This window comes from Bacteroides sp. 14(A) (genome assembly GCF_000526555.1).
In the GTDB taxonomy this organism is placed as follows: Bacteria; Bacteroidota; Bacteroidia; order Bacteroidales; family Bacteroidaceae; genus Bacteroides; species Bacteroides cellulosilyticus.
Genome location: NZ_JAGH01000002.1, coordinates 567317 through 583377, shown reverse-complemented (window position 1 = coordinate 583377; position 16061 = coordinate 567317). Strand labels below are relative to the sequence as shown.

Sequence of the window (16061 nt, the reverse complement as noted above, 5' to 3'; positions counted from 1 at the left end):
TTGTTTGAAGGCTCAAAATCAAGACTTTGAGCCTATCTATTTAGTGAATTTGGATAGATTTCTGTCCCTTGATATCTCTTGAAGAAAAACCTAGCATGATATTATAGATACCCGGATCTGTGACAAATTGTTTATCAATTGTGCTATAGTAAGTAAAAGCATCTTTTGGAAGGGTCATTGTAACAGTTTTTGTTTCACCTGCTTTCAAAAATACCTTTTCGAATTTCTTCAATTCTTTTTCCGGCCGATCTACTATACCACTTTTATCTCTTCCTACATAAGCCTGTATAACTTGTGCTCCATCTCGTTTACCTGTATTGGTCAGTTTACAGGTAACTTTCACAGTACCATCAGCATTGGGAGCTGAGGCAACCATATCAGAAAGCTTGAAAGAAGTATAAGAAAGGCCGTAACCAAATGGGTATTGTACATCACGTCCCAGTTTGTCGTAACCACGATAGCCGATGTAGATACCCTCGGTATATTTCACATGTTTGTCACCGTCGGGATCGTGATAGCTATTGTAAGCAGGATTGTCTTCCCATTTCTTCTCAAAAGTCATTGGTAGTTTACCGGAAGGATTAACTTTACCAAATAGCACGTCTGCAATAGCATGTCCACCTTCTTGCCCGGCATACCATCCCCAGAGTAATCCCTTTAATGAAGGTTCCCAACTTTGCATTCCAATGTTTCCTCCGGCATTTACTACACCTATAATGGGCTTTTTACATTTAGCTATTCTCGCTATCAGTTGTGAATCTGCTTCAGGAAGGAAGAAAGAACGATCGCCACCTTCTGCTTCCGAATCAGAGCTATGTCCAAAACAAGCAACTATCATGTCAGCTTTGTTTAAGTGTTCAATAAACAAATCTCTTGTTTCATTTTTACGTTTCCATGTGAAGCTTGCAGCAGCACCACCACCTTCCTGGAAGTATTCAAAGCGTATCCGGTAGTTTACACCAGCTTGCAAAGTTCTGGCGATTGTAGAGGTTCTGAAACCACCTACTTTCCATTCATCAGCTACTAACTCATCATTGATGTACATGCGATAACCGTCATCGCCACCTGCCAGAAATTCATACTCAGCTGTTTCTGCCGGACGGACAATTCCGCTCCAACGTACAGAATAATGTTCTTTGGACATGCCTTCAATGGAAGTACCGCCACTCCATGAATAATTTACTTTTTGTTCGGTTCTCTCCAATAGCGGTTTCCCTTCAAGATGTTGATTGGTGAAATATTCTGCATGAAGTCCTTTCTCCTGAAGTTTCTCATTCGTGTACATGATTTCGGGCATGAAGTCCATCTCATCTACATACTCTACTTTTACTCCATAGCTTTCGCCCACTTCGCGGATACCGTCGAAGGCACCTACATAATGAAATGGAGTTACATTACCACTACCACCTCCACGAACGTAACCATTAGCATTCTTGCCAACTACTACGATATGTTTGGTGCTTTTGGGATTGATAGGAAGAACGTTTTTCTCATTTTTGAGTAATACAATACCTTCCTGGGCAACTTTCAGTGCAGTAGCTACTGATTCGGGATCATCCAATGGGATACTGTTATCCACTTTGGTTCCATCTTTGAATCCGAAAGCAATGAGAACACGCAAAATGTGGCGTACTTTTTCATCAATCATATCCATAGATATAACGCCTGTTTTCAAGTAATAAGCCAAATCTTTCGGATTCATTTTCTCTCCACCAGCCATTTCTAAGTCCAGGCCACCTTTTACAGCAGGTACGCAATGATGAGTAGAACCCCAGTCAGACATTATAACTCCATTGAAACCCCATTGGCCTCTCAATACTCCTTTCAGTAACCAAGGTGCTTCAGTTGTCCAAATGCCATTTACCAAATTGTAGCTGGTCATTACTGCACCTACTTCTGCTTCTTGTACCGCAGCTTTAAAAGCCGGGAGATAAATTTCGTGTAATGTACGTTCATCAATATCGTTGCTGATATTGTTACGATCATAATCGGAGTTATTGGCGATGAAGTGCTTCACAGTGGCCATTACACCTTGATCCTGTACACCCTTGATATAGCCAACAGCTGTGCGTCCTGCCAGATAGGGATCCTCGCCCATATACTCAAAGTTGCGTCCACACATGGCCGCACGATAGATATTCACTGCCGGCCCTAGCAAAATATTGATGCCTCTTGCCTTACAATCGCGACCTAATGCCTTACCATATTCGTAAGCCAGGTTTTCGTTCCAAGTGGCTGCCAGCATTACTGTGGCAGGATAAGCTGTAGATTTACCGTGAGTACCCAATCCTTGGGGACCATCTGTCATTTTCATACGATTGATGCCCAGACGATCAATGTTCCTTGTGTACATCCAATCAACACCACCTACGTAGGATAGCTTTTCTTCTACGGTCATCTGCTTTAACAGTTCCTCTACCTTTTGGTCTATATCAGGGGTATACCATTTCTGTGCTGATACGGTCAGAAAACTGGATGCAAGCAAGAGTGCCGCGCATAGTTTTTTAGTATTCATTGTTTTAGGAATTATAGTTTTTAGTTATGGACTACTGTATTTGAATTGCTTTCACTGCCTTTATATCTCTTGAAGAGTAACCTAACATGATGTTGTAGGTACCGGCATCTGTAACGAATGATTTAGCATTAGTGCTATAGTACGTGAATGCATCTTTGGGTAGTGTCATCTTGATTGTCTTTGATTCACCTGCTTTCAGGAATACTTTCTCGAACTTTTTCAGTTCTTTTTCGGGGCGTTCAATCGTACCTCCTACTTTACCTACATATGCTTGTACCACTTGTGCACCATCGCGCTTACCACTATTGGTCAACTTGCAGGTCACTTCGACAGAGCCGTTTGTATTTTGTTTGGATACTGATACACCGGACAAATTGAAAGTAGTATAAGACAGGCCATAACCGAAAGGATATTGAACGTCGCGTTTCAGTTTGTCATAGCCCCGATAACCAATGAAGATACCTTCTGTATATTTCACATGCTTATCGCCGTCGGGATCATGGTAACTGTTATATGCGGGGTTGTCTTCCCATTTCTTTTCGAATGTCATAGGCAGTTTACCAGATGGGTTTACTTTACCGAATAAAACCTCACCGGCAGCTGTTCCGGCTTCCTGACCTCCATAGAAAGCCCACAGAAGAGCATTCATGGAAGGTTCCCATTCCTGCATCTCAATATTGCCACCTGCGTTTACGATACCTATAACAGGAGTCTGGCTCTTGAAGATACTTGCTAGCATTTTCTTATCTTCTTCTGGTAAACCAAATGGACGGTCGTGTCCTTCGCCTTCCGTATCAGAGTTGTGTCCAAAGCAAGCTACTACCAGGTCTGCCTTTTTTAGGTAGTCTGCAAAATAGTCAGTGTTATCACCTTTCACTTTCCAACGGAAATCTACATTAGCTGAACCACCTTTCTGATAGTATTCAATCGTAATCTTATATTTTGTTCCGGCTTCTAGTTTTTTAGTGATATTGGTTTTGTGATAGGCTCTTGCCTCCCAATCATTGATAGCTGTTTCACCATTAATAAACATGCGATAGCCGTCATCTCCACCGAGTGTGAACTCGTATTCAGCAGTTTTATCCGGACACATTACGCCACTCCATCTAACTGCATAGAATTCTTTGGGCATATCGTTGAGGCCTGTTCCCGTACCACTCCAAACATAATTGATTTTCTTTTCAACTTGCGAGACTATAGGGGCACCTTTGAAATCTATATTATTAAAATATTCGGCTTTGAACCCGGCTTCCTTTAAATCATTACCTGTATACATAATTGCGGGGAAGAAATCAAATTCATCCAGAAATTCTACTTTAACTCCTTGGCTGATTCCTTCTTTTTGAATACCATCGAACATATTTACATAGTGAAATGGAACAACTGCACCGCTACCTCCACCATGTACATAACCTTTGGCATTCTTTCCAGTTACTACAATGTGTTTGTACTTGTTCGGATTAATAGGAAGGATATTTTTTTCATTTTTCAAAAGTACCATGCCTTCACGAGCTACTTCCAAAGCGGTTGCTGTGGATTGAGGGTTATCCAAGGGTATATTACTATCTGCTTGAGTACCATCTTTGAATCCAAAAGCAATTAGGACACGTAAGATATGACGTACTTTTTCGTCAACCATATCCATTGTTACATCACCTGTTTTTAGGTAATAAGCCATATCTTTCGGATTCATTCTCTCACCACCTGCCATTTCAAGATCTAAACCACCTCTGGCAGCAGGTATGCAATAGTGTGTTGAACCCCAGTCAGACATTACTACACCATTGAAGCCCCATTGATCTCTTAAAACATCTTTTAGTAACCAAGGAGATTCCGTTGTGTAAACGCCGTTTAGCAAATTGTAACTAGTCATTACTGCACCGACTTCAGCTTCTTGTACAGCAGCTTTGAATGATGGGAAATATATTTCATTCAGAGTTCTTTCATCAATATCGTTACTGATGTGATCACGGTCATAGTCGGAATTGTTTGCAATAAAATGCTTGATAGTTGCCATAACTCCTTGGTCTTGTACACCTTTGATGTAACCCACTGCTGTGCGTGAGGCTAGATAAGGATCTTCGCCCATGTACTCGAAATTACGTCCGCATAGTGCTGAACGGTAAATATTTACGGCAGGACCTAATAAGATGTTCACGTTTCTTGCCCTGCAATCACGTCCCAATGCTTTGCCATATTCATAAGCTAAGTTTTCATTCCAAGTTGCAGCCAACGTGATGGTAGCGGGATAAGCCGTTGATTTACCATGAGTACCCAATCCTTGAGGTCCATCGGTCATTTTCATACGATGAATTCCCAGACGGTCAATATTTTTAGTGTACATCCAGTCTACACCACCTATATAGGCTAACTTTTCTTCAACTGTCATTTGGCTCAAAAGTATGTTTACCTGTTTTTCTACATCAGGTGTAAACCACTTTTGGGCAGATACCATGAGACAATTGGCAGCTAATAAACATAAAACTGTAATTTTTTTAATCTTCATATTTTATTGTATTAGTTATTAGTACTTAATCTATTTTGATAGGATTACTCTGTTTCCCTTTTCCTGATTCATTAAAAGCTTCAATGGTGATGTAATATGAAATATTACAATCGAAGAAACCAAATTCAGCTTGACTGCCACGTACCATGACCGCATTATCAATGTGTTCGGGAGAGATACCCCAGCGGATAATATATCCGTCGGCAACAGGTTGTTTTGTCCATGAGAATGCAATTCTTCTTCTGTCTTTCCCTCTGTTTATGTTTAATCCGGTAACAATCTGTGGGGTTTTGCCTTTAGCCTTACCGAACAAGCGCATATCTGCTATAGAAAAGTTTCCAACAGCAAACTCTTTCTTATTTTTTATGCGAACAAAGCGCGTCTTTATAACTTTGTCAAGGAGGACTAATTCATAAATCTGATCTTTAGTGTTCTGAGAACGATCTACTATTGTCTTCCATTTTATACCATCAAGAGAGGCCTCTATAATGTACTGATAGATAGGAATCACTTTGTCACGTCGATAAGTTTGAAAACTTTCATCGGCAAAACTGACTTGTATGGCTGATAGTTCCATTGGAGTTCCTAAATCCATTTCTAGCCATTCTCCTATTTTACCGGAAGCAGCTGACCACCAGGTTTTAATATTTTCATCGGCCGCCATGGCAGCTGTATGTGATTCTAAGGAGGAAGATGCTTTCATTTTTTTTCCGTAAGAAAGCAGATTCATATCAGCAGAAATATTATATCGGCTGAAGTCTACTTTTTTTTCAGGCAGAATGAAAGGAAAATCGGTATAGTCGGTTATTGCGTGGGCATATCCATCCTGATAATAGGCCGGGAATATGCCAATCCGGCGTTCAAAGTGTTCTTTAGCAGAAACAATCATGGTACCTACATACCAATTATTTCCATAACGGTCCTTAAATGGATGACCATGACCAGCACCGGTAATAAATCCTCCCGGTTTGATGGCGAAAGGAGCACCCGGCATACAGGTATAGGGTCCTAGAGGGTTTCTGGCAGTGTAAACTCCTGTGCAGTAGCTAGTAAATTCTGTACCAGGAGTTGCATACATCAAATAGTAATAATCGCCTTGACGGGTGATACAAGGAGCTTCATTCCAACCTTTCTTATCATATTGTTCATTTTTCTCACCGAAAACTTCCCAACCTAAACGATCAGAGGAATGGGGTATCAGGTCTACTTCAGGACTTATGGCTCTGAAACTGTTCTCAGGATCTACTTCAAATCCCCTGATAGGTTCATTATCTGAGCATCCATAATATAGATATACCCGACCGTCATTGTCTTGGAAAAAAGCAGGGTCCCCCAATCCTCGCAATTCATATTTCACTTCTTCCCATTCATCTGTTTCTGGATTGGTACTTTTGTAAATTCGGCTTTCTCCCATTCCCAAATAATATATTGCACCTTTGTACACGAAAACAGCGGGTGCCCATACCTCTGCGGCTTTTAGAGTTTTGGTTTCGATATAATCCCAGTCTCTTAGATTGGAAGAGTGCCAATATCCGGAAGAATGAGATGCGAATAGATAGTATTGGTCTTTAAATAAGATAATAACGGGATCAGCAGCTTCACGTCGGCAAACACCGTCTGTTTGAAACCGATAACTCAGATTCAAGGGATTGGACATAATAATCTTTCCTTGTTCTTGAGCCTGTACTTCACAGGTTATGATTAGTATGATTAAAAAGAGGAACTTTTTCATACTGTATTGTGTTTAAGGTAAATTATGGGTTACTATTTATAGAGCCTTATCAATAGCTTTTTTGATTAGGCTTTCCATTATCGTATATCCTTCGGAGTTCGGATGTACTCCATCTTTGGTGTATGCCGGATTCAATGCTCTGTTGTTGCCTGTCACCATTGCTTGATAATAGTCAACATAGGGTATTTTATTCTTTTTGGCATATTCCTTGATTCTGTTATTGAGAGAAACGATCTTATCTGCTCCGTCTTTGATGGAAGGATTCCACCCAAATGAGGCAGCAGGTAAGGTAGAGGTCAGGATAACCTTTATTCTATTGGCTTTTGCCAATTCAGCCATTGATATGATATTTCCAAACGTGTATTCTTCATTATAAGGACTTGTATTTTCTGCTATATCATTGGTTCCAGCATTAATCACAACCAGCATAGGAGAAAGTTTGATGACATCTTCACGGAAACGTAATAAGAACTGATAAGAACTTTGTCCACTAACACCACGTCCTATATATCCATTGTCTTTAAAGAAGTTAGGATGTGTATTTCTCCACCCTTCAGTGATAGAGTTGCCCATGAAAATAACCCTTTGTTCTTTCTTACCGGGTTGTGATAGTTCCCGGTTTTCTTTTGCATACCGGTTCAATCCTCCGAAGTCTCGATTCTGAGCGTTGCCCTCTGCCCATGACATGCAAAGGCAGAAAGCACCCAGATAGACATAATTTATAATCCTCGGTATTTTCATGGTATATTTTTTCTTTAAAGGCTATTTAATAATTCAAGCTTTCCTTCATTTACCAATTTCAGTATCAGCTCTCCAAAAAGAGTATTCTGCCATGCAAACCAGGCGCGAGTAAAGTTTGCCGGATCATCTTTGTGGAAAGATTCGTGCATAAAGCCTGTACCTGCATCCGTATTAATCAACATCTTGATACATTCTTTAATTTCTTGATCGTCCTGACTGGTGAAGGCTTTCATCATGATGCTCATGGGCCATACCATATCATATCCGATGTGAGGACCGCCAATACCTTCTCCCGCTTTCCCTTTGAAAAAATAGGGATTATCTTCGCTCCATACGAAGCGGCGGGTATTCTGATAAATAGGATCGTTCACATCCACATCACCCAGATAAGGCATAGCGAGCAGACTGGGCACATTGGCATCATCCATTAGCATATGGTTGCCGAAACCATCCACTTCGAAAGCATAAATAGTGCCGTATTTCGGATGATTGTAAGTGGCATACTTCTGCAAAGCCAACTCTACTTCGTCAGCCAAAGCTGTACATTCCTGGGATAAAGAGCTGTTATGGTTTACAGTTGAAAGAATTTCCGCAGCTTTTCTCAAAGAAGATACAGCAAAGAAATTCGACGGAACCAGAAACTGAAGTGTGGTGGCATCATCCGAAGGACGGAAACAGGAAACGATGAGTCCGACAGGGTTGACCGGAGCACCCAGACCATTATTGTTCAGCGTATCGAGAGCACGCTCTGTCTTGCGTTGAAATTTGTAAGGACCTACACCGTCTTTGCGTTGCTGTTCTTTGAACGTTTTCAGGATGTTGGTGATAGCCTCTATCCATGCTTCGTCGAAGACGCTGGCATCACCAGTCTCTTTCCAATATTGGTAAGCCAGTCGGAGAGGGTAGCAGAGGGAGTCTATTTCCCATTTGCGTTCGTGCAGTTCGGGTTTCATGTCTGTCATATCTGACATCCAGTCGCCACCAGTAGGGCCATCGTTGTATCCGTTGGCATAAGGATCGATATTGATGCACATGAATTGACGACGGATTACGCCTTCTAACATCTTCTTCAGTTCAGGGTCTTTATGTGCCAGTTGCACGTATGGCCAGACTTGTGCACCGGAATCACGTAACCACATGGCATGGATGTCGCCGGTATAGACAAATGTATCGGGTTTACCATCCAGCAAACGGTAATGTACGGTGGTATCCAGTGTGTTCGGGAAACAGTTTTCGAACATCCATGCCAGCTTGGAATTGGTCAGTAACTTTTTTACCCGCAGGATTTCGGCCTCTACGGCTTTAGACGTGTAGAGTCTGTTTTTTACGGCAGGACGGTTTGTCTTGTAGGCAGCGGCTATCTGAGCATGATTCACCACTGTGGTGTTGTCCTGTTTCAGGGATGGTTCCATAGCTTTGGCATTGTTGTGCATACAGAACAACGCTACAGCGCATAAACCGATATTTCTCTTTTTCATGTTTTTAGGTATTAGTATTTTTTTTCTTATTATTTGATGGCTGCAAGGCGGGCATACATTTCTACCATGGCAGCTTGTGTAAGTAACCATCTTCTGTTATCCTGGGTCTTTCCGCTGGAGTCTGTGTTGAACAGTCCTTTCTCATCCCGTGCATGTCCCCAGGCGTAATCCAGACTTTTGCTGAAAGAGTCCAGATAAGTTTCGTTTTTATCCGCTTGATAGAGCTCGATAAAACCTCTCAGCATGACTGCAATGAACCATACATCTCCTTTTTTCAATAGTTTGAATGGTTCTCCGTTTTCCGGTGTATAGTCCTGAAAGAAGTAGTTATGGCATCCTTTAGCGATGTTTTGTGCATCAGTCAGATACTTCTCTTGGCCCGTGAACTGGTATAGCAGGCTGGCTGACTGCATCATTTGTCCACTGTTGTAGGCAAATTTGGCTTTGTCGACTTTTCCGTTCAGATTGATATTATCAAAGTATAAATAGTCTGTAGAATCTTGCAGGTTTGTTTGCGTCCATTCATAGAGGCGTTGCCCTTTTACGAAATAAGCACTGTCTTTAGTAGCTTCGAAAAGCTTTAATGCGAAGACTGAGCCGGGAGCATTTGAACAAGTGTTCTTGGATTCTTTCCTTTGTTCGCACCAATAGATACCACCTCCCAGGTTATCATCCGTACCGCTTTCGATGAAGTTCCAGATGAGTTGTGCTTTCTGTAGATATTTGGGTTCTTTAGTGAGCATATATGTATCGGTGAAATCGATGCCTAACCAGACATTGTCATCGTAGAAACGATCGGATTGCGGTGCACTGTTGATATATGAAGCATAGGCTTCGGGAGTTCTCCGGGTATCGAAGTATTCTTCCAGACCTACCAGTACTTTATTGTCGAGTACTGATTTGTACTCTTTATCTCCTGTTGTGGCGAATAATGCATTTACGGCTGAGAAGGTTCCAGAATAGGGCCATAAATAAGAATAGAGATTGGGCATATTCTTTTGTTCCTCAGATGCCAGATAGGTTGCTGTATACTCTCCGATATTGGAAGGGTAATTTTCACGTAACAGGCATGTACCGGAAACGGAATAGTTCAGGTATAAAGAATCCAATGTTTGCTTAGCTCGTGTTAAGGCAAGTTCGTTGCCCACGATAGCTTGTTTTTGCGTGTCGCAACCTGCTATTGCCAGTACACACATTAATAGACTGAAAAGCGTTTGTTTTGAATTCATCATTCTTAGTTTAAATAGTTATGTATGTTTGTATATTCATTTTTCTTTTCTTAGAAAACAGGTAGTAGTTTTAAATCTGAACTACCTGTTTTTTGTTCTCCTGTTTTGGAATCTTTCTTACCTATTTGTTTTGTTACCTATGATATCTTTTTCTGTTTGCAAAGTTACCGGTATGTGTCAGATATGATATATGATTTCACGACATAAATGTATTCCTGAGGGGAAATGGCATAAAAATAGATAGATGTGTCACAAAAACATAAAGCAAGAGTAGGGGATCACAGGCTACACGGATTTGCACAGATTAAAAATGAATCATATCAGATAATCCGTGTGAATTGGTGTAATTGATAATGAAGAGGATTTGTGGATGCAAATATAAAATTTTTATATTTGCAGGTATAGGACGGAATACTAATTCTACAAATAGTTATGAAGCATGCACTACGTATGGCTATGCCTGTATTTCTATTCCACGTACTGATACATGGTGTGCTATTGAACCTGATCAACTGGGTTTAAATATACTGTCGGATGATTATTGCTTTTATGTATAGTCAAGGAAAATCTTTCTTATTTGCAATAGCAAAAGCACGATATACCCCATTGGTCCATCCAAATCCATCTTGATTGGGATATTCTCCGCCACCGGTATCTTGTAAATGAACTACATCATACTTTTCTAACAATTTATGAGTGTGATTGTATACAGTCTTAATCATGGTCATCCAGCGGGTTCGTAAGGTATCGGCTATCTCCGTGTGATGATAATTTCTGAGAGCTATATAAGTAACCCATTGTAGTGGTGCCCAACCGTTGGGCGCATCCCATTGCTGACCTGTTTGATAGAGGGTGGTTGTCACTCCACCGGATTTTAAGAAATCTTTTACAATTTTATCTGCTACAGCTTGTGCTTGTTCTTTCGTGGCAATTTTGGTATATAACGGATAAACACCTGCCAATGAGAAATTATCTGTCATTTGTTGTGTACACCAGTTGTAGTCCATGAAGAATTTCTTCTTCTCATTCCAGCAGTATTTTAAGATTGCAGTCTTGCGGGCTTCTGAGAATGTTATGTACCTGTTGGCTTCTTCGGGTTTATTAGTTAGCCGGTAAGCTTTTGCCAGACTTTTTTCCAAATGATATAACAGACAATTTAGATCGACAGGAATAATGTCTATTGTGTGGATGGAATATAGATTATTGTAATCTTTGAGCCAACGACTTGAGAAATCCCAACCTGATTCTGCACCTGAACGCAGGTTGCGATATAGTTGCTTTTCATTCAGATGAGGCTGGTTCATCTTTAATTGTCCGGCGGTTTCTATATCATTACGATACATTTCTTCGCGTGGCGTGTCAAAGTGATCATAATAGCGATTCAGGACTTCACCACCTTTCATCCGGATACAATGGAGACTATCTGGATTTTCGTCAGATAAGCTTTCACGCCCTTGCATCCAGAAATCATATTCTTTTTGGAGTTGGGTGATATATGTTGTGTACGGTTGATCTGACGATTTGTTGGCTGCTAGAGCTTCTATCATGTGTGAAAAGAAGGGAGGTTGCGAACGGCCTGCATAGTAGCTGCGATTACCATTGGGGATGAAACCTAACTTATCAATCAAATCTGCAAAATTCTGGATCATACTTTCTGCCATTGCAGTTTCATTATCTGCAAATAAACCTAGCATTGTGAAATAGCTGTCCCAGTAATAAATCTCACGAAAGCGCCCTCCCGGTACAATGTAGGCATGATCTAGAGGAATTAATGTACTGGAATGGGCAGGTAAGTTGGCTTCCCGATGCAGTGCTGTCCATAGCTTTTTGATGTGAGTATCTATGTCACTGCTGTCGGTAAATGCAGGTGTTGTTGAGACAAGGTTGAAGTTCTGCTTAATGAATTGTTCCATTAGGCGGTAATCTTGTTTTCCAGCAAAGGAGTGGTAATTGTCCAGGATTTCTTTCATCGGGCGTTTGGGAGTACAATCTAGGAAGTCTTTGGAATCGGCAAATAAGCAGTTGGGACCGAATAGCGAGTCGTTTATCAGAATGTCTTGAAATAGCGGACCATATAATTGCTGTGGAGGAGTCAGAATAAAGCTTTCTAGTACGGGATTTTTTCTAAATTGTGAACAGGCTCCTGCTATGCAGATGGTTGTAATGGCTATAAAGCTTTTCATAAACAATTGTATTCTCATATAACTTGTAATTGAAAAGAGAGAAGGAACTGCCAGATTGAGGATGTTGAGGCAGTTCCTTCTGATAATGATTATTGTTTATTCTTTAATGTAGAATAGAAGTCACTGATTATAGCATCCTTATCGAAATTCTCCCACAAGAAAATTTTTCGGGGATTATCGGGGCGCTCTATCCAGATATTATTCTCCATGATCGGGCAGGGAATTGTCTGGGTATGTGCCCATTCCGGATTCTTAACGATAGCGACCGCAGCCATATCGAATAGAGCTCTTGAAGGGGGATCTCCATGACATTCAGCATTACTGAACAAGTTGACGGAATAGTCGCCAAAGTTAGTAAAGCTCTCTCCATGGCGCCCTATAACGGGAGCTTTAGCTTTCGGACCCAAACCAGGCATTATTTTTTGGATTTCTTCCAGACTTGCTTTTACAGCATCCGTTCCGCTTGGTTCATTGTAGCGTGCCGGTACCAGTTCGATGTGGATGCCGCTTTCCAATACGTAATTCATGGAAGGAACATCATCTTCCAAATTGTATTCACCGGGACCGGGATAATTTGATCCTAACCAGATTAGTCGTATGTTATCGGTAATACTTGGGTCCTTCTTTAGTGCCAAAGCTATGTTGGTTAACTTACCTACGGCTAAAATGGGTAATTTATTCTCCTTAGAATACTTATGAGCCTGCTCAATAATGAAATCTACTGATTGATGTCCGTCGTAGTCAGTGAGGTCCAGAAAGTCTTTTATTTCTCCGAATGAACCTTCTGCGCCAATCAGGAGCTTGATTGATTCTTCACGATTACACAGTTTGATGACTCTTTCGGCTTCCTTGTAATGTTCACCAATATCTCCTCCATTCCGGGTTGCATTGGTGGTGATACCTAAAATATTGAATACATCATCATTCAGCATCAGATAGGCAAGTGCATGTTGGTCGTCAAGCTCATTATTGGCATCCGTATCGAAGATTATATCGATCTTATGTGGGTTCTCTGCTTGTTTGCATCCGGCACATAGACAAAGTATGCTGATGAACAGGATACAGATTGTTTTCATTTTCATAATTCCTCTTTTTTAAAGTTATACTTTATATGTTCTTTCTACAGATTAAATAGTCGATGACATGCTGATATTCTTTCGGTGTGAATAAGGGAGCTATGTAATGTAAACGCCCTTCTTCCATGTCTAGGGTTACGCCATTTTGCAGGACGATGTAACTATCCCATTTTTCTTCAAAGAAATCTTTTCCTCTAACTGCATATAATACAGCATATGAGTCCCAACTGCACCTTCCTTCAAACTTGTTGTCAAACCATCTGTAATAAGCCTCTCTGACTGGCGAATCAGGTTCTGTTTCTAAACAGGCTCCCGTATATACATCTCCGCCTAATTGGGTTATTATGATGGGGGTAGGCCACTCTTTCAATACCTTTTCTGTCGTTGACACAAGATTATGGCGTACAAAATTAAAATCATCTTTTATAAGTCCTCCCATAGCAACCACTTTTTTTACCTTCTGGGCAACTAAATCTTTATGACTGCTCAAAAGTAATTCCAGGTTATTCAGAAATCCGATACTGATAATGGTAACGGACTGATCCGGCTGTCCGGACAGTGTTTCTACATATACGTCTAGGGAACTTTTTATCTTGTTGATATCATCAGGTGTGTCGTGAGGATATTTTGCAAGATAAGATAGATATTTAGACTGATCAGGATCTTCGAGTTGCCCTTTGTATATCCCTATCGGAATTTCTCCACGTCCATACCAAGTATTTATGGCGTCGATGGCTGCTGCGCCGTCCTTATGTGTTTCATTGAAACATACAGCCAGAATTTCTGCTTTATGTTGATCAGCGTATGCGTGTAGTACGGCTAATGCTCCTACATCGTCCACATCAAAACACATATCGGTATCGAAGATGATTTTTACCGGCTCCTCTTTTCCGCCACCTTCAGGTTCCGAAGGTGTATCTGCTGCGCAGCTGCAAAAGCTAAACAGGCAACATAAGAATGCTATGTATTTCATATATACTGTATTTATTTGTTTAGAGTAGGTAATCCAGTGGGTAGTCCATCCGTAATGATAACATAATCTATATTCATTTCATATCTGCCGGATGCCAGATCGTTATTCCAACCATCCCGTGGCCAAATCAGCACGTAATCGAACTTTTCCTTAAAGTTGGGATAGGCTCCGCCTTGTAATCCCCATTCTTCCACTCCTTTCAGTAATTTTATGAGGTCATATGTACGCCATTCCCATTTCTCTTTTGTATCAAAATAGAACCCCATGACATTTTCTTGTGCTGTTGCTTCCGGATAAACTTCCAGGGCACTATTATTACATCCTGGATCAGCCCATGGTTCTCCTTCTTTATTGCCGGATGCTGCTTGGTAAAATACAAAATCGATAAAGCCGCTATGCTCTCCGGTGTTTACAGCGAACGTCAGATAGGGAGCCTTCATCTCACTTAAGTTGAAACCTACCCCGTTGTTATCGTTCTTAATAGCAAATTTATAGCTTTTAAAGTTCTCATCATGGTGATTAATCATCGAATAGTAATGTGTTCCGGAAGGTACTATTGAAAAATTACTTAGATCTCGTCCATAGAGCGAAAGAAGATCGCTAGCCCAAGAGGTCACTTCAGTTGTGGTTTCCGGTTCGCCGTCTTCAAAGTCGAAGAGTACAATTTTGCGAGGAAGTGCTCCGTCCGTAATAACCATCTTTGCAATATTCAGCTGGAAGCCTGGATAAATATCTGCTCCGTAGTCCCAACTGTTCCGAATGAACAATCCTGCGCTTTTTATAGTATTAGGTAAGTCTTTGCCTAACATGCTTTTTAAAGAGAAAGAATACCATAACCATTTATTGTCAGTCTTCATATAGTGCTTTTTTTCTCCATTGGCAAAAGTACCCCCTACAGAATGTGAAGGATCGAAATCTTTGACTTCATCATTGATAACAAGGCTGAGGTAGGCTATATCGTTTCCGGTATTGATCAGTACAGATACATAGGGGTCGGCATATTGAGCAATGTTAAAGCCATTTCCGTCATTGTCGTAGGTATAGTTTCCATAAGGGATGTTGCCTCCTTGTCCTGCAGGTTCATTCGGTGGGAATAAAGTAGTATCATTCATTGAGTAGAAATGGTCATAACCAGTAGGCGGGGCTATCGGGTTCAGATCATAGCCTTCGGACTCAAAGTTTTTGGCTTCAGTCCAAGTCGACTTAGTCCAATACGGAGAGAATTTAGTATTGGAGAAGTCTAGGATTGTGATTTCTTTAGGTATCTCAATAATTCCACTGTTCTCAACCGTTATGTTCACCTGGTGGGTATATTTTTGCTTATAGATATTCTGTAATACAAGTTTGCCGGATATGCATGATTCGGTTACTAATAGTTTGGCTGTTTTGTAATCTTCGGATATGGATACAATTTTCGTATATCCGTCTCCAATTGTTGCTGTAGTCAATTTCTCGAAGAAACCTGTCAGATGTAAGGTATCACCTACTTCTACTTTAGTACGGTCTATGGTTTCTATCGTAGGAGCAGGAAAGTTGATATCATAATCATCAGTCCATTTCTGTTCGTCTGCACAGCCTAAGCAAAGCAGGACGAGAGCTGTGTATATTAATTTATTGCATTTCATAAT

The 16061-nt window shown here is 40.8% G+C and carries 10 protein-coding genes; all 10 read right to left on the bottom strand.

The features are described from left to right. Window positions 1-40: 40 nt before the first annotated feature. Window positions 41-2515, bottom strand: a complete 2475-nt coding sequence (locus K429_RS0109945; protein ID WP_026366792.1) for a glycoside hydrolase family 3 C-terminal domain-containing protein — start codon at window positions 2513-2515, stop codon at window positions 41-43. 31 nt (window positions 2516-2546) lie between these two features. After that, on the bottom strand, window positions 2547-5021 hold the full coding sequence (locus K429_RS0109940; protein WP_026366791.1) for a glycoside hydrolase family 3 C-terminal domain-containing protein: 2475 nt from the start codon (window positions 5019-5021) through the stop codon (window positions 2547-2549). A 25-nt stretch (window positions 5022-5046) separates the two neighbouring features. Then, a complete protein-coding gene (locus tag K429_RS0109935) occupies window positions 5047-6753 on the bottom strand; it encodes a family 43 glycosylhydrolase (protein WP_026366790.1) in 1707 nt (568 codons plus the stop codon). A 36-nt stretch (window positions 6754-6789) separates the two neighbouring features. Beyond that, complete coding sequence (locus tag K429_RS0109930; protein WP_007211220.1) at window positions 6790-7494, bottom strand: SGNH/GDSL hydrolase family protein; 705 nt, start codon at window positions 7492-7494, stop codon at window positions 6790-6792. A 14-nt stretch (window positions 7495-7508) separates the two neighbouring features. Continuing rightward, window positions 7509-8972 carry a glycoside hydrolase family 125 protein gene (locus tag K429_RS0109925; protein WP_026366789.1) on the bottom strand — a complete coding sequence of 488 codons (1464 nt, stop codon included), beginning with the start codon at window positions 8970-8972 and terminating at the stop codon, window positions 7509-7511. 29 nt (window positions 8973-9001) lie between these two features. After that, window positions 9002-10201, bottom strand: coding sequence for a glycoside hydrolase family 76 protein (locus K429_RS0109920; protein WP_026366788.1), 1200 nt, complete (start codon window positions 10199-10201; stop codon window positions 9002-9004). 557 nt (window positions 10202-10758) lie between these two features. Beyond that, complete coding sequence (locus tag K429_RS0109910) at window positions 10759-12384, bottom strand: trehalase family glycosidase (protein ID WP_026366786.1); 1626 nt, start codon at window positions 12382-12384, stop codon at window positions 10759-10761. Window positions 12385-12473: 89 nt separating this feature from the next. Then, the gene (locus K429_RS0109905; RefSeq protein ID WP_026366785.1) at window positions 12474-13466 is read right to left on the bottom strand and encodes a nucleoside hydrolase; all 993 of its coding nucleotides are present in this window, start codon (window positions 13464-13466) and stop codon (window positions 12474-12476) included. A gap of 25 nt (window positions 13467-13491) precedes the next feature. Continuing rightward, window positions 13492-14433: a nucleoside hydrolase gene (locus K429_RS0109900; protein WP_026366784.1), complete on the bottom strand. Its 942-nt coding sequence runs from the start codon at window positions 14431-14433 to the stop codon at window positions 13492-13494. An 11-nt stretch (window positions 14434-14444) separates the two neighbouring features. Beyond that, window positions 14445-16058, bottom strand: a complete 1614-nt coding sequence (locus tag K429_RS0109895; protein WP_155923396.1) for a hypothetical protein — start codon at window positions 16056-16058, stop codon at window positions 14445-14447. Window positions 16059-16061: the final 3 nt, after the last annotated feature.

Bases quoted from the DNA above. Each gene is read 5' to 3' on its own strand.
- K429_RS0109895 (WP_155923396.1), bottom strand. From the start codon at position 16,058: ATGAAATGCAATAAATTAATATACACAGCTCTCGTCCTGCTTTGCTTA.
- K429_RS0109935 (WP_026366790.1), bottom strand. From the start codon at position 6,753: ATGAAAAAGTTCCTCTTTTTAATCATACTAATCATAACCTGTGAAGTA.
- K429_RS0109930 (WP_007211220.1), bottom strand. From the start codon at position 7,494: ATGAAAATACCGAGGATTATAAATTATGTCTATCTGGGTGCTTTCTGC.
- K429_RS0109945 (WP_026366792.1), bottom strand. From the start codon at position 2,515: ATGAATACTAAAAAACTATGCGCGGCACTCTTGCTTGCATCCAGTTTT.
- K429_RS0109910 (WP_026366786.1), bottom strand. From the start codon at position 12,384: ATGAAAAGCTTTATAGCCATTACAACCATCTGCATAGCAGGAGCCTGT.
- K429_RS0109905 (WP_026366785.1), bottom strand. From the start codon at position 13,466: ATGAAAATGAAAACAATCTGTATCCTGTTCATCAGCATACTTTGTCTA.
- K429_RS0109940 (WP_026366791.1), bottom strand. From the start codon at position 5,021: ATGAAGATTAAAAAAATTACAGTTTTATGTTTATTAGCTGCCAATTGT.
- K429_RS0109900 (WP_026366784.1), bottom strand. From the start codon at position 14,433: ATGAAATACATAGCATTCTTATGTTGCCTGTTTAGCTTTTGCAGCTGC.
- K429_RS0109925 (WP_026366789.1), bottom strand. From the start codon at position 8,972: ATGAAAAAGAGAAATATCGGTTTATGCGCTGTAGCGTTGTTCTGTATG.
- K429_RS0109920 (WP_026366788.1), bottom strand. From the start codon at position 10,201: ATGAATTCAAAACAAACGCTTTTCAGTCTATTAATGTGTGTACTGGCA.